At 35.3% G+C, this 24,192-nt stretch carries 20 protein-coding genes; 11 read left to right on the forward strand and 9 right to left on the reverse strand.

What is annotated here, in order from left to right; translation table 11 throughout:
• Positions 1-84 precede the first annotated feature (84 nt).
• A complete protein-coding gene (gene uvrC / locus B0I10_RS04510) occupies positions 85-1,884 on the reverse strand; it encodes an excinuclease ABC subunit UvrC (RefSeq protein ID WP_112085296.1) in 1,800 nt (599 codons plus the stop codon).
• Between the two features lie 105 nt (positions 1,885-1,989).
• Here uvrC and B0I10_RS04515 point away from each other — a divergent pair, with 105 nt between their 5' ends.
• Together B0I10_RS04515 and B0I10_RS04520 are read left to right on the forward strand one after the other, a co-directional pair.
• Entirely contained in the window at positions 1,990-3,228 is a 1,239-nt protein-coding gene (locus B0I10_RS04515) for a pyridoxal phosphate-dependent decarboxylase family protein (protein WP_112085297.1), read from the forward strand.
• A complete protein-coding gene (locus B0I10_RS04520) occupies positions 3,221-3,787 on the forward strand; it encodes a 5-formyltetrahydrofolate cyclo-ligase (RefSeq protein ID WP_112085298.1) in 567 nt (188 codons plus the stop codon). Before B0I10_RS04515 ends, B0I10_RS04520 begins: the two co-directional genes overlap by 8 nt.
• On the opposite strand, the gene B0I10_RS04525 is transcribed toward B0I10_RS04520, so the two are convergent.
• Positions 3,784-4,419, reverse strand: coding sequence for a lipoprotein signal peptidase (locus B0I10_RS04525; RefSeq protein WP_112085299.1), 636 nt, complete (start codon positions 4,417-4,419; stop codon positions 3,784-3,786). The genes B0I10_RS04520 and B0I10_RS04525 overlap by 4 nt on opposite strands.
• A 171-nt stretch (positions 4,420-4,590) precedes the next feature.
• Here B0I10_RS04525 and B0I10_RS04530 point away from each other — a divergent pair, with 171 nt between their 5' ends.
• Positions 4,591-5,838, forward strand: a complete 1,248-nt coding sequence (locus tag B0I10_RS04530) for an LVIVD repeat-containing protein (RefSeq protein ID WP_181456889.1) — start codon at positions 4,591-4,593, stop codon at positions 5,836-5,838.
• Positions 5,839-5,953: 115 nt separating this feature from the next.
• On the opposite strand, the gene B0I10_RS04535 is transcribed toward B0I10_RS04530, so the two are convergent.
• Positions 5,954-6,334: a TraR/DksA family transcriptional regulator gene (locus B0I10_RS04535; RefSeq protein WP_112085301.1), complete on the reverse strand. Its 381-nt coding sequence runs from the start codon at positions 6,332-6,334 to the stop codon at positions 5,954-5,956.
• 7 nt (positions 6,335-6,341) lie between these two features.
• Complete coding sequence (gene ileS / locus B0I10_RS04540) at positions 6,342-9,743, reverse strand: isoleucine--tRNA ligase (RefSeq protein ID WP_112085334.1); 3,402 nt, start codon at positions 9,741-9,743, stop codon at positions 6,342-6,344.
• Positions 9,744-10,120: 377 nt separating this feature from the next.
• Between ileS and B0I10_RS04545 the strand changes: the two genes are divergently transcribed.
• From B0I10_RS04545 to B0I10_RS04565, 5 genes are all read left to right on the forward strand, one after another.
• Positions 10,121-10,480: a cupin domain-containing protein gene (locus B0I10_RS04545; protein ID WP_112085302.1), complete on the forward strand. Its 360-nt coding sequence runs from the start codon at positions 10,121-10,123 to the stop codon at positions 10,478-10,480.
• Between the two features lie 48 nt (positions 10,481-10,528).
• Positions 10,529-11,089 (forward strand): helix-turn-helix domain-containing protein, encoded by a 561-nt coding sequence (locus B0I10_RS04550; RefSeq protein WP_112085303.1) that lies wholly within the window; start codon positions 10,529-10,531, stop codon positions 11,087-11,089.
• Positions 11,090-11,489: 400 nt separating this feature from the next.
• Positions 11,490-12,527 carry a glycoside hydrolase family 130 protein gene (locus B0I10_RS04555; RefSeq protein WP_112085304.1) on the forward strand — a complete coding sequence of 346 codons (1,038 nt, stop codon included), beginning with the start codon at positions 11,490-11,492 and terminating at the stop codon, positions 12,525-12,527.
• Positions 12,514-14,910: a glycosyltransferase family 4 protein gene (locus tag B0I10_RS04560; RefSeq protein WP_112085305.1), complete on the forward strand. Its 2,397-nt coding sequence runs from the start codon at positions 12,514-12,516 to the stop codon at positions 14,908-14,910. Before B0I10_RS04555 ends, B0I10_RS04560 begins: the two co-directional genes overlap by 14 nt.
• 177 nt (positions 14,911-15,087) lie before the next feature.
• The gene (locus B0I10_RS04565; RefSeq protein WP_112085335.1) at positions 15,088-15,516 is read left to right on the forward strand and encodes a hypothetical protein; all 429 of its coding nucleotides are present in this window, start codon (positions 15,088-15,090) and stop codon (positions 15,514-15,516) included.
• 296 nt (positions 15,517-15,812) lie between these two features.
• Here the strand turns inward: B0I10_RS04565 and recO are convergent, their stop codons facing one another.
• Together recO and B0I10_RS04575 are read right to left on the reverse strand one after the other, a co-directional pair.
• Positions 15,813-16,526, reverse strand: a complete 714-nt coding sequence (gene recO, locus B0I10_RS04570) for a DNA repair protein RecO (RefSeq protein ID WP_112085306.1) — start codon at positions 16,524-16,526, stop codon at positions 15,813-15,815.
• Positions 16,527-16,937: 411 nt separating this feature from the next.
• Entirely contained in the window at positions 16,938-18,389 is a 1,452-nt protein-coding gene (locus tag B0I10_RS04575) for a carboxypeptidase-like regulatory domain-containing protein (protein ID WP_112085307.1), read from the reverse strand.
• A gap of 352 nt (positions 18,390-18,741) precedes the next feature.
• Between B0I10_RS04575 and B0I10_RS04580 the strand changes: the two genes are divergently transcribed.
• Together B0I10_RS04580 and B0I10_RS04585 are read left to right on the forward strand one after the other, a co-directional pair.
• Positions 18,742-18,987: a hypothetical protein gene (locus B0I10_RS04580; protein WP_112085308.1), complete on the forward strand. Its 246-nt coding sequence runs from the start codon at positions 18,742-18,744 to the stop codon at positions 18,985-18,987.
• 22 nt (positions 18,988-19,009) lie between these two features.
• Positions 19,010-19,246, forward strand: a complete 237-nt coding sequence (locus B0I10_RS04585) for a hypothetical protein (protein ID WP_112085309.1) — start codon at positions 19,010-19,012, stop codon at positions 19,244-19,246.
• Between the two features lie 4 nt (positions 19,247-19,250).
• Here B0I10_RS04585 and B0I10_RS04590 read toward each other — a convergent pair whose 3' ends face one another.
• Complete coding sequence (locus tag B0I10_RS04590; protein ID WP_112085310.1) at positions 19,251-22,391, reverse strand: DUF3427 domain-containing protein; 3,141 nt, start codon at positions 22,389-22,391, stop codon at positions 19,251-19,253.
• On the reverse strand, positions 22,388-22,984 hold the full coding sequence (locus B0I10_RS15785; protein ID WP_245942950.1) for a (deoxy)nucleoside triphosphate pyrophosphohydrolase: 597 nt from the start codon (positions 22,982-22,984) through the stop codon (positions 22,388-22,390). The genes B0I10_RS04590 and B0I10_RS15785 overlap by 4 nt, the downstream gene beginning before the upstream one ends.
• 93 nt (positions 22,985-23,077) lie before the next feature.
• Between B0I10_RS15785 and B0I10_RS04600 the strand changes: the two genes are divergently transcribed.
• Positions 23,078-23,344, forward strand: a complete 267-nt coding sequence (locus B0I10_RS04600; protein WP_112085312.1) for a hypothetical protein — start codon at positions 23,078-23,080, stop codon at positions 23,342-23,344.
• Between the two features lie 29 nt (positions 23,345-23,373).
• Here B0I10_RS04600 and B0I10_RS04605 read toward each other — a convergent pair whose 3' ends face one another.
• Positions 23,374-23,790 (reverse strand): helix-turn-helix domain-containing protein, encoded by a 417-nt coding sequence (locus tag B0I10_RS04605; protein WP_112085313.1) that lies wholly within the window; start codon positions 23,788-23,790, stop codon positions 23,374-23,376.
• Between the last annotated feature and the right edge of the window lie 402 nt (positions 23,791-24,192).

The following is a 24,192-nucleotide window of genomic DNA, read 5'->3' on the forward strand; positions in this document are numbered from 1 at the left end:
TATTCTCGTAACAAAGTGGTGAGATATAGGCGAAAGCGGGAAATTGAAAACCAAAAAGGCAGGAACGATTCGCTTCAAAATGTATTAGTTAGGTATATTTCTGTAAAATTCGTGAATTTTTTTTGCTTTTGATGTACCAACGACAACAGAAATTTCATTTTCGGAGGCTAATGCTAATCTTTTAACACTTTTGAAATGTTTTAGTAACGTAATCATTGTTTTTTCGCCGATGCCAGGAATGGTTTCGAGCGAGGTTTGTAAAGCCGATTTACTTCGTTTATCGCGATGATGCGATATTCCGAAACGGTGAGCCTCGTTACGCAATTGCTGAATAATTTTAAGTGTTTCCGATTTTTTATCGAGGTACAATGGCACGGAATCGCCCGGATAAAAAAGTTCTTCGAGCCGCTTGGCAATACCGATGATAGCAATTTTGCCCCGTAAATGTAGTGCGTCTAAACTTTTAAGTGCCGAAGACAATTGACCTTTTCCTCCATCGATAATAATAAGTTGCGGCAACGGCTCTTGTTCATCAAGCAGTCGTTTATAACGACGGTAAACCACTTCTTCCATCGAGGCAAAATCATCGGGACCTTCGACGGTTTTGATGTTGAAATGGCGGTAATCTTTTTTGCTGGGCTTGCCATCTTTAAAAACCACACAAGCCGCCACTGGATTGGTTCCCTGAATGTTGGAGTTATCAAAACATTCAATATGACGCGGCTCAATCGAAAGGCGTAAATCTTTCTGCATTTGTGCCATAATACGGTTCGTGTGCCGTTCCGGATCTACAATTTGTATTTGTTTTAACTGCTCCAAACGGTGGTATTTGGCATTGCGTTGAGAGAGTTCGAGTATTTGTTTTTTGTCGCCTACTTGCGGAACGGTGATTCTGATATTGTTACCAAAATCAAGTTCAAAGGGTAAAATTATTTCTTTGGAAGTCAAATTAAATCGTTCTCGCAACTCAACAACGGCAAGTTCTAGGAGTTCTTCGTCGGTTTCATCGAGTTTCTTTTTGAGTTCAAGTGTGTGCGAACGAATAATTGCTCCGTGAGCTATTTGAAGAAAATTGACGTAGGCCATTGTTTCATCAGAAATAATGGAAAACACATCAATATTGGATAGTTTTGGATTGATAATAGTGGATTTGGCTTGGTAATTTACCAAAACATCCATTTTTTCTTTTATTTTTTGAGCTTCTTCAAATTGCATAGCAGTGGCAAAAACATTCATTTTTTGTTTGAATTCTTTTAGGCTTTCTTTGAAGTTACCTTTTAAAATTTCACGGATGGCATCAACTTGCTTTTGATAATTTTCCAATGTTTCCAATCCTTCGCACGGGCCTTTGCAGTTGCCGATGTGGTATTCTAAACAGACTTTGTATTTGTGGTTTTGGATGTTTTGTTCGTTTAAATCGTAGTTACACGTTCGCAAAGGATATAATTCTTTGATTAAATCCAAAAGTGTATTGACAATTTTGAAATTGGTATAAGGGCCAAAATATTCTGAACCGTCTTTAATCATTTTTCGGGTGGGAAAGATGCGTGAAAAGGGTTCTTTTTTAATGCAAATCCACGGATACGTTTTGTCATCTTTAAGGTTGATGTTATAACGCGGTTGTAATTTTTTAATCAAGTTATTTTCCAACAAAAGTGCATCTTGCTCAGACAAAACGACAATGTGCTTGATTTCAACAATTTTTTTGACTAAAACGGCTGTTTTGTGATTGTCATGCGATTTTGTAAAATAGGACGATACCCTCTTTTTGAGATTTTTTGCTTTTCCAACATATAAAATCTTTCCTTCTTTGTCATAGTATTGATACACACCCGGCCCGTCCGGGAGGGTTTGAAGTTGGAGTTCTAATGAATTAGTCTGCATTGTACAAATATATTAGTAAAAAAAGGAGCGTGCAATAGTTCGCCACCTAACATTTATCATATTTCCTTTCTGATAAACAACTTAGTTTTGCCCAAAATAGTGATTATGGCGTATTGGAAAAAATACACACATGAGGAACGGTTGAACCGAGTTCATTTAGCTTTGGAAGAAAACGTAAACTTTTCAAAAGACATTTCGTTGGGTTTTCCTGCTTCAAAATTAGACGGAAAAGTGTTTTACGACAATGCTCCTTTTCTCAAGGAAGCTCCAACCTTGCAGACGTTTGTGGCCAATCCCAACCACATTGGCTGTCATACCTTAGGCGAGTCGGAAAGTGTTTTCAAAGGGACACAACAACTCGAGCGGGAAGTGTTGGAAGCGTTGGCTATTGATGTTTTTAAATCAAAGCCCAATGCATTTGATGGTTATATTTCACCCGGTGGAACCGAAGCAAATATTCAGGCGTTATGGATGTATCGCAATTTTTTTCAACAGGAATGCAACGCCAAGTTGAACGAAATTGCCATCGTTGCCTCAGAAGACACGCATTATTCTATCCCGAAAGGGGCAAATTTATTACAATTGGATTGGTTAAAAATTCCGGTTGATTTTAATTCCCGACAAATTAACAAAAAGACTTTACAATCTATTGTAGCGAAAGCTCATGTAAGTGGCAAAAAATATTTTATTGTAGTATCCAATATGGGCACAACGATGTTTGGCTCGGTGGATAATCCGAATGACTATATTGCCATTTTAAACGAGTTAAAACTATCATTTAAATTGCATATTGACGGCGCCTATGGCGGATTTGTTTATCCGTTTAGCAATCCGGATTCGCAAATAAATTTTAACAATCCAAATATCAGTTCTATTACAATTGACGCGCATAAGATGCTTCAAGCTCCCTATGGTACAGGCATTTTTATTTGCCGGAAAAACCTTATTGGGCATGTGCTCACTCGCGAAGCCGAGTATGTGGAAGGATTGGATGTAACGCTTTGCGGAAGCCGTTCGGGAGCCAATGCTATTGCCGTGTGGATGATTCTTTCTACGTATGGTCCGCATGGTTGGTTTGAAAAAGTGATCACCTTGCAAGGAAGAACCGATTTTTTGTGCCGAGAATTAGACAAAATAGAGGTAAATTATTTTAGGGAACCGTTTATGAATAGTGTGACCATTCATGCCGAATTCATTACTGAAGAAATAGCCAATCGTTTTAAACTCGTACCGCAATCACATTTAAATGACAACAAATGGTATAAAATTGTGGTGATGAATCATGTGGAGCCGGAACATTTAATTACATTTATAACCGAATTGAAAGCTTCGGTTTATGCATAAAAAAGAACTTCGGTTACAGTACAAAGTCCTTCGCTCAAAATTTTCTCAACAAGAAATTGAAGAAAAAAGCATGGCCATTGCCAACCAATTGCTTCGTTTGAATTGTTGGGATAAAACCTATTATCATTTGTTTTTAACCATTGAAGAACTGAAAGAAATTGACACCGAATTTATTCTGCAAATTTTAGCCGGTAAAGACAAAGAAATTGTGATTGGCAAAACTGATTTTCAAACCCGAAAAATGACACATTTTTTGTTGACGGATAATACCAAAATTAAAAAAAACGAATACAATATTCCGGAACCGATGAATGGTTTGGAAGTTCCTGTTTCAATGATTGAAGTGATTTTTGTACCGCTTTTAGCCTTTGACAAAAAGGGTCATCGCATTGGGTATGGAAAAGGATTTTATGATCAATTTTTAGCGGAATGCAATCCGGAAACCATCAAAATTGGCTTATCTTTTTTTGAAGCAGAAGATGAAATTGAAGATATTTTTAAATTGGATATTCCGCTGAATTATTGCGTTACACCATCCGAAATTTATCAATTTGATTAAGCTGAAACTTCATTGTTTGATGCAACTTCTTCTTTATCTGTTATGCCAAAAGCTCTTTTGTTGAAAACAATCAAAATTCCAACTCCGGTAGAAATGGCCATGTCGGCAATGTTAAAAATGGCATTGAAAAAAGTAAAATAATTTCCGCCAACAAAAGGCAACCACTCCGGTAATGTTCCTTTCCAGATGGGGAAATAAAGCATATCGACTACTTTTCCATGAAACCATGTTCCATAAGGATTATCTGAAAATAAAGTAGAAGCGGCATAATGGCTGTCGTTAAAAATCACCCCATAAAAAACGCTGTCGATGATGTTTCCAAATGCTCCTGCAAGTATGAGTGCAACGGCTACAATCAAGTAATGGGAACTGCGTTTTTTAACGCTGTCCCACAACCAATAACCAATGCCAAAAACGGCCACGATACGGAATAAAGTCAAGAATAACTTTCCGTGATCACCCGGGATTTTGGTTCCCCAAGCCATGCCTTCATTTTCTATAAAATGAATGCGGAACCAATCGAACACTTTGATTTCTTCTCCTAAAACAAAATTGGTTTTGATGTATAATTTAGATATCTGATCAACTAATAAGATGATAATGACGATCAAATAGGCTTTCTTTAAAGACATTCGTTAGGTTTTATGGTGCAAAAATAGCAATATTCTTAAACAAAAATGGAAATATACAGTTTAGGGTTAAAACTTTAAATTTTTTTTAGCATTTCACGCAACCTTTGACAATTTTTTCATCTTTCATTTATCAAAATGTATTTACATTTGTTTAACCTAACCAAATTGATAATGAAAACATTAAAATTACTTTGCTTGTCCTTCTTCGTAAGTTTTTTTGCAAGTTGCAACCAAGACGATGACCGTTCAATGGAGACAGCAAAATTTGCTGTTCCGGTGATAAAATCATTGGAAGCTTTACGAAGTAACATTTCTGTAACGTCTGCTCAACAAACCAATGCAGATGGAAAAATTTATGTCGCTGAAAACCTGCTTTTTTATGTGGCACAAGAATCCGGCATCCACATTTTTGATAACTCAAATCCCTCAAATCCGCAAAATACGGCTTTTATAAATTTAGAAGGGGTGCATGATATTGCGGTAAAAGGCAATTACTTGTATGCGGATAATTTTGTGGATTTGGTTGTTTTTGATATTTCTGATGTAAACAACATTGAAGTGGTGCGAGTGGCAGAAAATGTAATTTCGTTCTACCCAATCTATCCGGCTGATGCAGAGTTTTATGCGTACGATGTTTATCCTTCTGAAGGTGAAATCATGGTTGGTTTTAGAATTGAAAACCGAGAAAGACCAACCGGTGATGCAATCCTCTGGGCGGATGATGCACTGGCAAACTTTGAAAGTGCTAATGGCGGAAATGTGGGAACCGGCGGTTCGTATGCTAAATTTCAAATCAACAACAATGCGTTGTACATGGTCGAATCATATAATTTAAAAGTATTTAACATTGCTAATCCAACGGAAACGTTTTACGACAAAACCCTTTATTTGACCGAATGGATGGGTGGCGGTGTTTTTGAAACCTTATTCAAACAAAAAGAATTTCTTTTTATCGGCTCTACCAACGGAATGTATATTGTAAACGCCTTGGATGAATTTAATCCTTATTTTGTATCGAGTTTTGCTCATGCTACCGCTTGTGATCCGGTTGTGGTTTTTGGCAATACGGCTTACATTACTGTTCGTGGTGGTTCTAATTGCGGTTCCATTGAAGACCAAGTGAATGTAATTGACATTACAAACATTGAAAACCCAACCTTGATTTCCACCTATTTACTACATCAACCGTATGGGTTGGGAATTAAAAATAACGTTTTGTACGTGTGTGCCGATGGAAATTTAAATGTGTTTAATGCTACCAATTCGGCTGCCTTAACCTTACAAAATACGTATGAAGACCAAGTGAAAGATGTGATTGCGTTAGACACGCATTTAATTGCCGTTGGCATCAACAAAATCATCCAATACAATTATAGTGAAAATCACACGTTGGAAGTGATGAGTATGGTGAATTTTTAATTCTAATTTTAGAATAATAAAAAAGAGATAGCCCCCTAAAAGTTATCTCTTTTTTTATTGATTATTTTTTAATTTTATATCTCAGCTACTAAGCAACTTAGTTACTCAGCAACTCTTAACGCTGCATGTTCTTCGCCTCAATACTCATGGTTGCATGCGGAACCAATTTCAAACGTTCTTTTGAAATTAATTTTCCGGTTACTTTGCAAACACCGTATGTTTTGTTTTCTACTCTAAAAAGAGCGTTTTTTAAATCGCGGATAAACTTTTCCTGGCGAATGGCTAATTGAGAGTTCGCTTCTTTACTCATCGTTTCAGAACCTTCTTCAAACGCTTTGAAAGTAGGCGATGTATCATCGGTGCCATTATTCAAATCATTCATATAGGCACTTTTGATAAGTTCCAAATCATTTTGAGCTTTATCAATTTTTTTTAAGATAATTTCTTTGAACTCGGCCAAATCGGCTTCTGAGAACTTCATTACTTCATCTGTCATATTTAATCTATTTTGAAATTATTATTTGTGTTTTTATGTCATCAAACTCAATTTCCGTACCATTTTCTAATTGGTCTTCAAAAACGAGTATTTCGGTTAATGTTTCAGACTTTATATAGATTTCATTGGCGGTGATGGCTTCCTCTAATGCACCATTTCGCGTCAATTGAACTTTTATTTTATCTGTTACTTCAAAGCCACTGTCCTTTCTGAGGTTTTGAATACGATTGACTAACTCTCTGGCAATCCCTTCTTTTCGCAATTCATCGGAAATTGTAATGTCTAAAGCCACCGTAATTCCGTTTGCATTGGCCACTAACCATCCTGGGATATCTTGCGAGGAAATCTCCACATCATCTAGTGATAAAGTTATTGAATTTCCCGAAATAACAAGCGTATAGCTTCCGTTTTGGTCTAATTCGTTTATTTGCACTTGCGAAAAAGCTTGTATCTCTTTGGCAATCAACCCCATATCTTTCCCAAAACGTGGGCCTAATGCTTTGAAATTAGGCTTGATTTGCTTCACTAAAACTCCGGAAGCATCGTCTAATAATACGATTTCTTTCACGTTTACTTCGGCTTTTATCAGGTCGGAAACGGCTTCAATTTCAACACGCTGATTTTCGTCAAGTATCGGAATCATTACCTTTTGCAACGGTTGACGCACCTTTATCATCTCCTTCTTGCGAAGCGATAAAACCAGTGACGAAACCGTTTGTGCTTTCATCATTTTACTCTCCAACGATTTATCAACATATTTTTCAACATATTTTGGGAAATCGGCCAAATGTACGCTGTCAAAATTTTCTGAATGTGTTGCTTGTGTTAAATCTCTGTAAAGCCTATCCATAAAGAAAGGAGCAATAGGAGCTGATAATTTAGCCACCGTGATTAAACACGTATATAATGTTTGATACGCTGCAATTTTATCGGTGCCATAGTCGCCTTTCCAAAATCTTCGTCTACATAAACGAACGTACCAGTTACTCAAATGCTCTTGCACAAAGTCGGAAATCGCTCTTGCTGCTCTCGTCGGTTCATAATCCGCATAACTTTCATCTACCAATTGAACTAAGGTTTGTAATTCCGATAAAATCCAACGGTCAATTTCCGGTCGCTCGGTTAACGGAATTTCTTCCTCTTGATAGGTAAATCCATCGATATTCGCATACAACGAAAAGAACGAATACGTATTATATAAAGTACCAAAGAATTTTCGTCTTACTTCGGCAACACCTTCAATATCAAATTTTAAATTATCCCACGGGTTCGCATTCGCAATCATATACCAACGCGTAGCATCGGGCCCATATTGGTCTAACGTGGTAAATGGATCAACAGCGTTTCCGAGACGTTTGGACATTTTTTGTCCGTTTTTGTCTAATACTAAGCCGTTGGAAACGACATTTTTATACGCAATTTTATCAAACACCAACGTTCCGATGGCATGCAACGTGTAAAACCAACCACGGGTTTGATCGACTCCTTCGGCAATAAAATCAGCCGGAAAAGCTTCGTTATTATCGATTAAATGCTTGTTTTCAAAAGGATAATGCCATTGAGCATAAGGCATGGCACCACTATCAAACCAAACGTCTATCAAATCGGATTCACGTTTCATCGGTTTGCCGGAAGGTGAAACCAATACAATTTCATCCACTACATTTTTATGCAAATCCACTAAATCATAATTTGATTCGCTCATGTTTCCAATCTCAAACCCTTTGAACGGATTTTCTTTTTGGAAACCTGCAGTTATCGATTTTTCAATTGCATCGTATAATTCTTCTACCGAACCGATTAAAATTTCTTCGGTTTTGTCTTCGGTTCGCCAAATCGGTAACGGAATTCCCCAATACCGTGAACGGGATAAGTTCCAATCGTTCGCGTTTTTTAACCAATTTCCAAAACGACCTTCGCCGGTGGCTTTTGGCTTCCAATTAATGGTATTGTTTAAATCGAACATTCGGTTTTTAATTTCAGTTACTTTGATGAACCAAGAATCCAACGGATAATATAAAATCGGTTTATCGGTTCGCCAACAATGCGGATAACTGTGCACGTATTTTTCAACTTTGAACGCTTTATTTTCTTCTTTTAACAAAATGGCAATTTCCACATCTGCGGAACGCTCGGGAGCTTCGCCTTCGTTATAATATTCATTTTTTACATATTTACCGGAGAATTCGCCTAAACCGTGGATAAATTTCCCTTGTAAATCAACTAAAGGAACAGCGTTTCCTGTGGCATCCAACACCAACATCGGCGGAACTTCAGGTGTTGCTTCTTTGGCCACTTTCGCATCATCTGCACCAAATGTCGGAGCGGTGTGTACAATTCCGGTACCATCTTCGGTTGTGACAAAATCACCTGAAATCACTCGGAAAGCATTTTCCGGATTTTGATAAGGTAAAACCAATGGCATTAACTGCTCGTAGCGGACTCCTACTAAATCAGCACCCTTACATTCCGCTAAAATTTGGTACGGTATTTTTTTATCGTCTGATTTGTAATTGACAAAATCATCGTCGTTTTCTGCTACAGAAAATTTGCCGCCAAATTGCTTCCCAACTAAATTTTTAGCCAAAATAACATTTGTCGGTTCAAACGTATATTGATTGAAGGTTTTCACCAACACATAATCAATTTTTGGTCCAACCGTCAAGGCGGTATTACTTGGTAACGTCCAAGGTGTAGTTGTCCAAGCTAAAATATGAATATCGCCAAACCCTTGTAAAAAAGCAGGTAAGGTTTCCTGTTTAGTTTTAAATTGAGCTACGACAGACGTATCGGTTACATCTCGGTAACTTCCGGGCTGGTTCACTTCATGCGAAGATAATCCTGTTCCGGCTTTCGGTGAATAAGGCTGAATCGTGTAGCCTTTGTACAACAAATTCTTATCATAAATCTGTTTTAATAACCACCAAACCGACTCCATGTATTTGGATTTATAGGTCACGTAAGGGTCTTCCATATCCACCCAATAACCCATTTTTTCGGTTAGGTCGTTCCACACGTCGGTGTAACGCATAACGGTTTTTTTACACGCTTCGTTGTATTCTTCAATCGAAATGGTTTTTCCGATGTCTTCTTTGGTAATGCCTAATTCTTTTTCGGTACCTAATTCTACAGGCAAACCGTGTGTGTCCCAACCGGCTTTTCGCTTGACTTGAAATCCTTTTTGGGTTTTATAACGGCAAAAAATATCTTTAATCGCACGAGCCATCACGTGGTGAATTCCGGGTAAACCGTTGGCTGAAGGAGGGCCTTCAAAAAACACATACGGTTGTTGCCCTTCACGGGTGGTGATGCTTTGTTCAAAAATGTGGTTTTCCTTCCAATACTTCAGTACTTCCGATGCCACGGTTGGCAGGTCAAGTCCTTTGTATTCAGCGAATTTCGTACTCATGTTTTCTCGTTCTAAAAAATCAATTTGCGAAAGTAAGGATTTTTGAGATAATATGGTAGGAATTAATGTGTCAATGGGGAAATGTGGCGATGTGTCCATAAGAAAAAACGAAAATTTGATGTTTTCTTTGAGAAAATAATAGCGAAACGTCTTGGCGTTCCTTGCGACCTTTTTTGTATCCTTTGCGATTAAAAATTATTTAAAGAGGTTAAAATGCACGGTAATTCGAAAAGAAAAGACGTATTCTTAAGGCAATTATACCTTCACATGGTAATTATACAATTAATAATCAATTAATTGTAAGCACATAGAACAAATATAGTCGACCTTTGTTAAGGATAATACTATAAGTCAACTAAAAAATTATTCAAAATAAGATGAAAAAACCGAATGACAATTTAGAATTAGAAAAAGCCAAAATTCATATTGTAGTTGAGATTATAGAATATATGAAAAATGCCGTCGTGAGCAGAACAATTATAAAAAAAACAACAGGAAATGTAACCGTCTCCTCGTTTGACGCAGGCGAAGAATTAGACGAAAAAACATCACCTTTTGATATGTATATTCAAATCATTGACGGTGTAGCCGAATTAACATTAGAAGGTAAAAAACTTATGCTAAAGCTGGGCAACGGGATTGTGATACCAGCCCATTCAAAGCATCATTTCAACGCCAATGAACAATTTAAAATGATATCAACCGTAATTAAAAGTGGTTATGAAGATCAAATATAAATAATAGTATTCAACAACGCTGCTGTTGTTGATAAAAATTAAACAAGTATGATTCTGTATATCAAATACATGGTTAGTCTTCGTTGCAAAATGATGGTTAGAGAAGAATTGAAAAAATTGAACTTAGACTATCTTAACATTGATTTAGGAATGGTTGAAGTATTGGGTGAAATTACGCCCGAAAAATGGGATTTGTTGGGAGTGAATTTAGCCAAATCTGGGCTAGAATTATTAGATGACAAAAGAGCCATTTTAATTGAACGAATTAAAAATGTAATCGTGGAGATGATTCACTACACAGACGAAGTTCCCAAAGTAAATTATTCGGACTACATCAGTGAAAAGCTCAATCATGATTACACCTATTTGTCTAATATTTTTTCTGAAGTAAAAGGGATTACTATTCAACATTATATTATTATGCACAAAATTGAACGTGTTAAAGAGTTGTTGTTGTATGATGAATTGAATTTAACCGAAATCGCTTTTATGTTAAATTACAGTAGTGTTGCCCATTTGTCCAATCAATTTAAAAAAATTACCGGGTTATCTCCTTCCTTTTTCAAACAGATGAAGTATAAGCGAAATAAAAATTTAGAAAATATCTAATCAGTTATTTTTTAGAAAAGTGAAACACCCATTATTTGGGTGTTTTTTTGTTTAGATAAATACCTAGCAAGTGATATGTATAATTTTTACTATTAAATGTGTAACATCTTAAAGCACTATTCATTCCACCTTTGTTATAATCTTCGCGTTAATCAAAAATGATGACTATTTTTTGATTAAAAGAAGATGGCATTTAAGTTAAGAATTAAACGTTCGCAAAAGTAGATTTAAAACCAAAAAAAGAAACGTAAGGTAATTTCTATTAGAAGAAAAATAATCTGGCATATCATAAACCGACTTGATTAAATGGGCAACGTAGATTCTTAAACATACTACGAATACATTAAAAAGTCATTCAAAGTGTAGCATCAAAACTGCACTTTTTTTATCTACATCTATCATGATTAAAGTAAAAAAACACGGAATTATTTTAAAAAAAACACACCTTTCGTTTGAGGACGATAGTGTATTAAATCCCGCTATTTTTCAGGAAGACAACACATTACATATGTTGTACAGGGCTGTTCGAAATGGAAATTATTCTACGGTAGGTTACTGCAAATTGAACGGTCCATTGGAAGTGGTAGAACGAAATGACACTCCTCTACTAATTCCTTTCTCAGAAGAAGAATCAAATGGGGTTGAAGATCCCAGAATCGTTAAAATAGAAGGCACTTTTTTTATTACGTATACCGCTTATAATGGCATAAATGCACTTGGTGCTTTGGTCACGTCAACTGATTTAAAAACATTTGAGCGACATGGTATTATTGTGCCAATATTCACTTTTGATGAATTCAAAAAATTGGCAGAATGCAACAACTTAATCAACGCAAAATATTTCAGACATGTAAGGCATTTTGACCACAAGAAGGAAATTTATTTATGGGATAAGGACGTCGTTTTTTTTCCCAGAAAAATAGATGGGAAATTTGCCTTTTTACACCGAATCCGCCCGGGAATTCAACTGGTAATGGTGGAGGATTTAAAAGAGCTAACCAAAGAATTTTGGAATCACTACTTTTTACATTTTAAAAAACACATCGTCATGGATCCGGTGGGAATAAATCACGAATCCGGTTATCTTGGTGCAGGTGCTCCTCCTATTGAAACAGAATTAGGTTGGTTGCTGATTTACCACGGTGTTTATGATACATCAGCGGGATATATCTATTCGGCGGCGGCGGCTTTATTGGATATTGACAATCCGTTAAAAGTAATCGCCCGATTAGTTGATCCCTTATTTATTCCTAAGGAAGAGTATGAATTAAAAGGAGTAGTTAATAATGTAGTGTTTCCAACCGGAACTGCACTTTTTGATGACACCTTATACATCTATTACGGTGCTGCCGACAAGTGCATTGCGGCAGCCTCAGTAAGTTTAAAAGAATTATTAAATGAGTTAATGCTAAACAAAGTAACTAATGAAAGCAATTAATTATCCCGATTACACTTTCAAACTGATGGTTCATCAAGAGATAGCAGAATCAATGGTGAAGGGGCGAGAAAATAAAACGGCTACAATGAATCAAACGAATCTGATTCCATTTCCCAAAAAAGAATTGCCGGAAATTTTATTTATCACCACTTATCCGCCAAGAGAATGTGGCATTGCAACGTACACCCAAGATTTAAAAAATGCTATCCAAGAAAAATTCGGAAAAACCTTTTCATTAAAAATTGGTGCCGTAAACACCGTTGATTCGGATTTTCAGTATCCGGATGAAGTAAAATATTGTATCCAAACCGATGAAATAAATCACTTTGTTCAACTGGCAAACATCATTAATACAGACAAAAATATTGCTGTTATTTTTCTTCAACACGAATTTGGCTTGTTTGGAGGAGAAAACGGAAATAACATCTTGAAATTAATGGCTCATTTAAAAAAACCAATCATCACTACATTGCACACGGTTTTGCCAAATCCGAATTCAAAACTCAAAAAAGTAGTTCGCCAAATTGCAGATTATTCCAACACGGTTATTGTGATGACAAATACGTCGGCAGCATTATTACAATTTGACTATGGAATTGCCAAACAAAAAATTGAAGTGATTCCGCACGGAACTCATTTAGTTTGCTCGGACACTACAACAAAAAATAAAATTCATTTAGCCGATCGAATTATTCTCTCCACCTTTGGTTTATTAAGCGATGGAAAAAGTATCGAAACAGCTATTGAAGCACTTCCGAGAATTGTAAAAGAATTTCCAAACGTTATTTATTTAATTATTGGCAAAACGCATCCCGAAGTACTTAAAAGAGAGGGTGAAAGATATAGAAATTCACTATATGAAAGAGTAGTTGAATTGGGTTTGCAAAACAATGTTCGATTCATCAACCGGTATTTAACTTTAAATGAATTAATGGATTATTTGCAACGAACAAAAATCTATTTATTTACTTCAAAAGACCCCAATCAGGCGGTGAGTGGTACACTTGCGTATGCAATGGCAAATGGGTGCCCTGTGATTTCAACACCAATTCCACACGCCAAAGAATTAGTAGATGGAGCAGGAGTCAACTTTGATTTTCAAAATGCCGAACAATTGGCAGATGCCACGATTAAGCTACTCCATAATCCAAAATTGCTGAAAGAAATGCGTTTAAATGCATTGCACAAAATAAGTCCCACTTCATGGCAAAATGCAGCCATTGCTCACATTGATTTGACAAAAAGTTTGTTAACTAAAAGAAAAGTAGACATAAAATATCAATTACCTCCAATTTCATTAGACCATATCAAAAGACTGACAACCAAAAACGGAATGATTCAGTTTTCGCGAATCTCAACCCCCGATTTCAATTCCGGATATACGTTAGATGACAATGCTCGTGCATTAATTGCTATCGCAAAACACTATGAATTGTTGCGTGACAGTGCCGATTTGGAATTAATTACAACTTATTTAGACTTCATTATTTTTTGCCAACAAGAAGATGGCCGGTTTTTAAATTATGTAGATTTTAAAGGTGATTTTTTCTCAAAAAACAGTTCAGAAAACCTTGAAGATTCCAATGGAAGAGCAGTTTGGGCATTGGGAGAATTTAGTGCGTATCAAGATTTGTTTAGTCCTGATTTAATTGAAAAGGCCAATTTAGCATTGGAAAGAGCATTGGTCTCGATTGGATCTTTCCATTCCCCAAGAGCCATCGGATTTGCAATCAAAGGACTCTATTTTTATAATTTGAATAAAGAAAGTCTTGCCGTTAAAAACTTAATCATCGATTTAGCCGACAATTTAGTTTCAAAATTCAGAGGAGTTTCAGACAAAAAGTGGAAGTGGTTTGAAAATTATCTAACCTATGCCAACAGTGTTCTTCCGGAAGCAATGCTATATGCGGCTAAAAGTTCTGGAAATGAAATTTATCAAAAAATCGCAAAATCATCATTTGATTTTCTACTATCAATCATTTTTAAAAACCAACAAATTAAAGTAGTTTCTAATCAGGGATGGCATCACAAGGGCGGAACAGTCAATAGTTTTGGCGAGCAATCGATTGACGTGGCCTACACTATTTTGGCTCTAAAGACCTTTTATAAAACATTTAAAGAAAAGGAATACCAAGAAAAAATGGAAACGGCATTTGACTGGTTTTTAGGAAAAAATCATTTGCATCAAATTGTATATAACCCCATAACGGGAGGTTGTCACGATGGTCTGGAAAAATATAATGTGAATCTAAATCAAGGGGCTGAATCTACAGTGAGTTATCTGATGGCTCGATTAGTTTTTCTAGAAAAGGGCAAATTAAAAGCTAGTGTTCGATCCTATGCAAAAGCTCCTCGAAAAAGTGTGAAACTAACAACGAAATAGATTTTAGATGTAAACTTAACGGCTGAAAAAAGAAGACCTTTGAATAGTAAAATTAAACTCATGGAATACACCTTTTACACAGTAACGTTACTCCTCGTCACACAATCGTACTTGTTGCGATAGGCCAGAATCAATAGTTTGGAAACAAAAAAAATAAAAATTAGTAAAACAACAATCATGAAAACAACAAACTTTTTAAAAAGTTTAAAAAAAGGAGTGGTAGCGTTTATCATCCTGTCCTTTACAATTACCCCTTTCTCGTGCTCTAAAAAAACAGTTTTCGAAAACTCAAACATAACTCCCGCAGCCAGAGGTGATGCGAAAGTTAAAAAAGACAATAACGACAACTACAATATAGAAATAAATATTTCCTATTTAGCGGAACCGGAACGTTTAAATCCACCCAAAAAAACCTACGTGGTGTGGATGGTTGCAAACAATAATTACCCTCAAAACATCGGACAAATTGTGGCCACCACCAAGCTTCATGTGAAATTTGAAACGGTTTCATCCTCCAAACCTGAACGGATTTTTATCACTGCCGAAGACGATCCTAGCATACAATATCCGGGTAACATGAAAGTATTAGAAACAAGTATTTTATAGAGTTTTAGTTAGGTTAATTATAGTTTGTAACTAGTGAAAACTGCTTTCGGGCAGTTTTTTTTATGGACATTTCCGCTACAAAACAACCCATAAACCAAGTCCTTATAACTTTATTTCAAACCACAACCGTGTAAAAACGAATAAACCCGCAGTGATCCATCGCTTCAAGCCATTATGGCGAAGCTATTATATCCGTGAGATTCTTTTAAATCCGTTTAATCCGTGTGCCCCTAAAAAAGCGAAGCTTCCTTGTGTTCGTTGCAATTATAATCTCAGCAACTCAGTTTCTCAGCAACTCATCCAAACACCTCCCCCAACACCTCCAACGACTTCGGCCGTTTAAACCCATCCAAATGAAACGCATAATAATCCAACAAAATTTTAAGTAAAAGCTGTCGTTCGGCAGCCACAAAAAACTTGGCTTCGCTGTTAAACTTTAATTCAATCAGTTTTTTAAATAAAATCGTTTCGTGTTCCGAAAGGCAACTGATACCGTGATAATTGGTAAAAACGCCTTCCGTTAATTCAAAAAAAGTAGCATTTGTTTGTGATACATCGGGATAGAAGCCTAAAAAGCGAGTCATTCCCAATAATAAGATTAAGTGAAAATTTACTACTTCGTCATGGCTGTCTAACCAAACCAAAGCGGCTTCTAAATAATCGAAAAAGGCTTCGTTTTTTTCTTCCTCTTTGATGCAATGGTGTAACACTTCCGATAGAAAAAGAGCCATTGAACTTTTGACAATAGTGTTGTGTAAGGAAACATACGATTGTCCGATTCGGATTTCCTTGAAATACTCCAGTTTACCATTATTTTTGTGCGTGGCTTCAATTTCTAAGATCGTCAACGGTTGGAAATAACCAATCTTTTGTTGGTTCTTCCGTGATGAAAAAGCATTGGGGACAAAATAACTTTTTAAACCATCAGACAGCGTAAAACACTTCACAATCAGGGATTTTTCCTGGTATTTTAACGCTGAGATTACGATGGCTTTGGTTTTGACTTGCATGATGTAAAAGTAATCTTTCTGGTGCGGTAATGCAATACGGCTCTAGGCATTATCCATGCATTATCCATGCTTTATCTAGACATAGGTTGTAGGTTGTAGGTTGTAGGTTGTGGGTTGTGGGTTGTAGGTTGACTCGTTCTAAATTGACTATAGAGATTAATAAATAAATCCTATTATAGTTCTACAACTATAATTTTAATCGAAAAATAGCTTGACACCTTACTTCACCAAAGGGCAGGGGAGCCGTGACGTTGAAAATATTGCTAGCATAGTGGATTTTAATCTGCGTCAATCCATTATAGCGAAGCTATTAAAATTCGTGAAAATCTGTTTAATCTGTTTAATCTGTGTTCCATTAAAATAAGCGAAGCGTTCCCAAAACTTTGCATCTTTACGTGAAAAAAAAAGAAGCTATTCCCCTTTAAAATTCCGTACCGCCTCTGTCGCTTCAAGAATGGTGTAGGCACTCCAATAGTTTGGGTCATATTGCCGTTTTACATCAACAAAAATATACCCCGGTTCAAATGGTTTTACTTCTCCCTGCTGCGGTTCCATTTCTACGGCAATAATTTCATCGGCTTCAGCGGTGTTCATTTCGATTAAAAAGTTGAATTTCATTTTCTTGCGTTCACTTCTTTTGGGATGGTTTTCGGTGAAGGACAAACTGCGGTCGATGTAGACATAATTGGCACTAAACTTTTTAATGAACTGCGGGTAGTAGGTTCCGGTGGGCGATTTTTTCATCAGCACTTCCATGGTGTTCCCAAACGAATTAAATTTTACACCCAGCATCCATTTGAGGTTGAGTTTAAAATCACTTTTTTCCGGGGCCAGTTCATATTTATAATACACCAAACCAAAATCATCGGTGTTGATAAAAAGTTCGCCCACGTATTTGGCTCTGTTTCGATCGGGACGAAACGTCAGGTGATAACACAACATGCCATTTACCGTTTTAGTTCCTTCGAGCGTATAATCATAAAGGTCTTGCTTGCGAATGAACTCCCGATGACCAATCACACCGTAACCCACGGCATAAAAACCATTGCTGTTTTTAAGCGTATCGGCGGCATTGGCATCGGTGCTGATTTCCTTCATCGAGGCCTTTTTTTCCAATGGAATAATGCCCGAATTAATGCGATAGGTATAGGGTGACTCCAATTGCTTGAACGTATGTTCAAAAAATTTATCCTGAAAATTATCCATGTTCAAGCCGTTGCCATCCAGTAACTTGAGTGCTTTGAGGTGATTGGTCACCATGCCTTTTGGCGTGAGGTACACATCGGTCATGGTTTCTCTAAAGCCAATGATTTCTCTGTTATTGAATTTTTTTTCAAATGCCTCAATCTTTTGTTGCAGTTCTTTTTTGTTGGCAAAGCTGATTTTTTTGAGGTCTACTTCAAATCGTTTGGGCACATAGGTTTCTTTGCTTCGGCTAAAATACCGCACCCGAACGCCCGACAATACGTGGTTTTTGCTGCTGTTCTCCACATACTTTTGCAGGATTTGCGAAGCGGTTAACGTTGGACCCAACACCACTTCTTTTAGCAATAACGCAGACGGCTCCAACGCAATCACCGCCGTGCGAGCCAAGTCTTTGATGGCGATATGGATTTCCTGGTAGCCAATGTGCGAAATATGCACTAACGCCTCCGCCGGAAAATCCTTTTGCAAAAGCGAAAAATCGCCTTCCTGATTGCTAATGACCCCATAATTGGGCGAAAGTTGTACGGAGGCATACCCAATGGGTTCCTGCGTTTGGGCATCGACAATTTTGCCTTTGAGCACTTGGGCAGCAAGTTGTGAACACCCCAAAAAGCCACTCACCGCTAGGAACAACACTATAAAGTTGAATTTCATCATCCGTTTTGTACGATTTATACAGTAAACTTACACAAAAGGGGAAAAGGTTGGTGCGGCTTTAGATTTTTTTTAAGGTTTTGGTAGTGTGGAAAAAATGAACAACCGAGCAAATGAGATACTGTATTATCGATCAAAACTAACCAATAAAACTCCGCAATCTTGTCATACCACAATCTTGTCATACTACAATCTTGTCATTCCGACGAAGGAGGAATCTCATCATTAAAACACAATTATACCAAAATGGAATATCAAATTCTATTTACGAATATTGTAAAAAAATTAGGAGAGCATACAATTGTACGCTGTTCATTAAATTAAAGATTGATAATTTTGATAAAAACCAAAAAACATGAAACCAAAATTAAAATACTCCTCCACAGAATACTGGGATTTTATCGAAAAATATTATCCTCTTTATTACAGTTGTGATGATGTTTCATTGTGCGATCTTTTAAGTCGAAAACTTCATGGATATCCAATGTCAATAGAGGATGAAGCCTACATTGGTGGTTGGAATTACAAAGAAGAACTCATCAAAATTGAAACGGAATTGTTTCAAATTGCTTTGGAGAATTATTTTGAGATGGTTTATTAGATTAATTTTATAAGTAAAAAACATGACAATTAAAGAAATAACAATTGAATTAGAAAAAACACCAAATCAAGGATTAGAATTAACTAAGAGGAAAGGTATTCTAACTAGCACGTGGTGTATTTTCAAAAGAGAAAATCACTTCTACTTTTTTGATATTAGTGAAGATTTTATTTTTGATGAAAATCATAAGTACACATTGGAGGAATTGATTGAAGAATTTGAAAATGGATATTTTGAAATTGATTGTGTTATTGAATAAATTACTAACCGATAGATAATTTGGCAGAATCTTTCCAAAGGTAATTTGGCATTGGCTCATTTAACTCCCATTTAATATTCATTGGTTTTGCTCCTTCGCTTTCTATAAACTGTGCTTCACCAATAAAGACATAGCCCATTGTATTTCCATTTTCATCACTTGCTTTCTCTCTCACAAATAATAAAACTTTCTTATTGTTCTCTTTGTGCTTTATATACGACAATCCTTTACCTAAATCAGGTCTGGATGAATTTTGACTTTGCCAATGAAATAAAGTGTCACTAATGGCATAGTCATCGTACATTGTTGTTGGAGAAAAATCTTCTTCTGATTTAATCAAATTGATAAAAAGTAGTTCTGTATTTATATTTTCTATTTCTAAAACTCCTTCTCTACTAGGCCACTTTTTTTCAAAAGTAGTTTTTCCAAACGCTGCAGTAATTTGGTCTCTAGTATATCTTGCATGTAATTTTAAAGGTTGATTATAAGGCAATTCAATGTCAATTTCTTTAAAATCAACTTTGTCAATCAGTATTTCTAAAACTTCAATAATTTCTTTCACTAAAATTTTATTCTTACCAATCTCTTTAATACTTTCCTCTAAAGTTGTGAAAAGTCCATGATTTTGCCAAACATCATAATACAACATAAGTAACATTGCTTTTCCATTTTCATCAAAATCATTAATTCTAATATTGAATTTTTGTTTGGCAATTTTTAGAATAAAATTAAAGTAACTTGTTGAATTTGTAGAAAGCCACTTATTGCTTATTGCTGAATATATTTGTTTTTCATTTGAAATCTCAAAATCTTCAATTACTCCAGCTCTTTGACATAATCTTGACCAACTATCTTTCTTGTAAATTGTTTCTATTGAAATATGATTTAATTCTAGGAAATTATTTAATGTTAAAGGCAAATTAGTTTGGTGTTGAAAATTTCTGATTTTTGTTATAAGTTGATTAACATTCAATAATGTTGCTCTTCTAATATTCTCTAAGATATTTTCTTTTGCTTTTTTCTCTAAAACGATAGAACATCCTAAAGGTAAATGAGGAAAATCGTCTTCAATTTCTTTTAGAACAGACGTTGTAGTTTTTCCAATAAGTGCTCTAAATTTACTTTCAAAGTCATATTCAGGTCTTGAGTTTCCAACAAAATCTAGCACTGTTAAACAATCTTTCCCTTCGGCTAATCGTAAACCACGACCTAATTGCTGAAGAAAAACTGTTAAACTTTCTGTCGGACGCAAAAACAAAACAGTATCAATTTCAGGAATATCTATACCTTCATTGAAAATATCTACTACAAACAAGTAATTGAATTCTTTTTTCTTGAATTGTTCTCTAATTCTATCTCTTTCATTTGTGTTTTTACTTGTCAAACATTCGGCTTTTAATCCTGACAAATTAAATTTTTCTGTCATGAAAATAGCATGTTCAACTGTCACACAAAAACCTATTGCACGAACATCATTTATATCATTTGTATATTTATCAAGATTAGATATTATTTGACCAACCCGTACATCGTTTTTTGTGTACAAACTTGTTAATTCGCTTGCTGCATATTTTCCTTTCTCCCATTTTACATTGGTTAAATCAATACTATCTGTAATTCCAAAATATTGAAATGGACTTAATAATTTTTTATTTAGTGCTTCTGGAAGTCTAATTTCAGCGGCAATTCTATTACAAAAATCTTCAAGTATATTTTCACCATCCATTCTTTCAGGCGTGGCTGTTAAACCTAAAAGGACTTTCGGTTTAAAATAATTTATTATAGGTCTGTAAGTTGACGCAGTTATATGATGTACTTCATCAACGATTATAAAGTCGTAATAATCTTCAGAAAGCTTAATATCTTTTAATCTATTATTCAATGTTTGAACTGAGGCAAAAACATATTCGTTTGAAATTGGTTCTAAACCATCAACCCATAAACCTCCAAAATTATTATCTTTCAAAACCCCTTGAAATGTTACTTTTGCTTGTTGCAGAATTTCCTTTCGATGAGCCACAAATAATAGTTTCGATGATTTATTATTGTTTCTAAAATTTTTATAATCAAATGCAGAAATCACAGTTTTTCCAGTTCCAGTAGCAGCAACTAAAAGATTTCTACATCTGTTGTGAACTGTTCTTTCAACTTCCAATTTTTCAAGAATTTCATTTTGATAAGGAAAAGGTTTGAGATCAAAATAGGATGTTGTAAAAGTATATTCTTTAGAAAATTTCCCTTGTTTAAGTGCATCAATTAATTTTTCAGAATGAACATTTTGGTCATATAATTCAAAGTCTGGATTTTGCCAATATGTTTCAAAGGTTTTTTTAAATTTATCAATAATATGACCCACTTCTTTTGTAGTGACTTTTAAATTCCATTCTAAACCGTCAGTTAGAGCTGAACGAGAAAAATTAGAAGAGCCAATATATGCCGTGTGAAAACCTGTATTTCTTTGAAACAAATAGGCTTTTGCATGTAAACGTTCATTACTAGTATTGTATGAAACTTTTACTTCAGTATTTTCTAATGATGCTAAAAACTCAACAGCTTTAGAATCGGTAGCACCAATGTATGTAGTGGTTATTACTCTCAATTTGCCGCCTCTGTTTGTAAATTCTCTAAGTTCTTTTTCAAGAATTCTAATTCCTTTCCATTTGATAAAAGAAACTAACAAATCTATTCTGTTTGAGGACAGAATTTCTTTTCTCAATTCACTTTCAAGCGTAGTCCCTGAATTTCCTCCTGTAAAAAGTTCACTATGAATCAATCGTGTGTAAGGAGTAATTTCTTTTAAATGTAAATCTAAATCAGTAAAATGAGCATCTACTTTTGTAAAAACAGCTTTTAAAATTTTCCCTTCTGTTTCGATTAAATCATCTTCAAATTCTTCTTTTTTTAATTCTTCCTTTAGGAATAAAATTATTTTATTAGCAATTTCAATTTGTGTTTCGATAATATCTTCCCCTTTAATTAAAGTAAAAGCATGTTTTATGGTTTTACCAATATGTTGAGAAAGTAATTGTGCTGCTTCTGCTTTATCAATTGAAGTTTTTTTAACTTGAAATATTTCTTTGTCTAATTCATTAATTTTTATGTTTATTAGTTTGGTAACTAACTCTTCATACAGTCCTTGGTTCATAGTTCAAGTTTTAAAAATTCCTCAACAATTGGTAAATCAGCTTCTGCCCAATCGAGTGATAACAGCTCTTTTTTGTCCAATAATTGATAGGCTTTATGTTCTGTCAAGTGTATTTCGCCAGAAATATGTTTTGCTACAAAAGGTATCAAATTGATTTGAAAACTTCCATAATCATGAATACAATTTGAAAGTTTCTTTAAAGGCAAAATATTTAAATTTATTTCTTCTTTAATTTCTCTTATTATACAAGCTTCCTCACTTTCCCCCATTTCTAACTTTCCTCCAGGAAATTCCCATTTTAAAGGCAACTTCATACTTTCACTACGTTGAGTGACAAGAATTTTAGTTTGAAAAAGTATAATTGCACATGTAACATTTAACATGATGGTTTTTGAATTAAAAAGTTTTCTTGTAAATTTAATCGAAAAATATTTTTTTAATACAAAAAGAGAAAAAAAATTGATTATTAATTTTAGTGGTTTTAAAGTGTAATGATTCCGCACAAAAAATGCAACTGCCCTGAATACTATTGGGAAGAAATTATGGCGAAAGATGATTTTTATTTCCCGAGCAAAACGGTGATTTATTTCCATTGTGACTGCTGTGGTGAAGATTTTAGGATTGAAGATTTCGAAACAGGAAAGGAACTGTTTATAGAAAATATTTAACTCAACAATAGTAGTAATATGACCCACCTCCAAAAAATCCAACACCTCGAAAATTACCTTAACCAATCCAACGAATCCTATTCCGATACGTTCAAAGAAGATATCCTTTTGTACTTCAACCAAGATTTCACCGAAGAAAACTCTCAATTTGAATTTTTAAAAGAGCTAGGCAGTCCGGAGGCCATTGAACAAAAAATAGAATTTTTATTATCGCAATTTGTCCTCAAATTCGATGCCGAGCAAGAATCAGAAAATGATTTTATATATTACTATTTAGGCCAATAAAAAAGGATAGCTCTCACTATCCTTTCCTTTTATTTTTTCAATTGCTCTAACAAAGCTACTTTCTCTTTTTCCGCTTCTAACAAGCGTTCATAAAGCTTTTTGTTTTCTTCGTAGGCTTCAATTAGTTTTTCTATTGGATTAAAGTTATATGTATTACTACTTCCAAAAGCACCATTACTATGGCTAAAGTCAGATTCGTTAAATGTATTAAAGTAATTAAAGACAGCTTCCTCAGTAAAATGTTTAATCCCTTCCACACTCACTTCCAACACAGTGGCAATGCGTTGCAACATCGCTTGCTCTACTTCTTCGCTGTTTTCGATTACACTCACGGATTGTTGGCTAATGCCTAAGGCTTGGGCTAATGCTTCTTGTTTCATGCCGCGTAATTCGCGAATCTTACTGATTTTTCGACCGATATGTCCTGTTTTTTCTGTTGTGCTCATGGTTTAAAAGTACTAAAATAAAAATCAACTTGGTTCCGGTAAAGTACCACAATGCTTTGGTAAAGTACGGTTTGCGGTGGTTGGCTACGGCTCATTGTTTGGCGAACTTGCGGTAGCGTTCTTACAAAAATACAAATTTTAGTTGTTGTTTTGCTTTAAAGGGGAAAAAAGGTTGTAGGTTGTAGGTTGTGGGTTGTCGGTTGTCTGTTGTCGGTTGTTGGTAAAGCGGAATACTGAGAACCTTGATTGACAATTTGCCACGGATTGAACGGATAGGCAATTGATAATTGATGATTGACAATTGATGATTGACAATTGATAATTTATAACCGATAGCAGGTGAATGACAAAAAAGCTACTCCGGAGAGTAGCCTTTTCTAACTAACAAGTGTTTGTATGGCG

It is taken from the genome of Flavobacterium lacus (assembly GCF_003268815.1).
Lineage (GTDB): Bacteria > Bacteroidota > Bacteroidia > Flavobacteriales > Flavobacteriaceae > Flavobacterium > Flavobacterium lacus.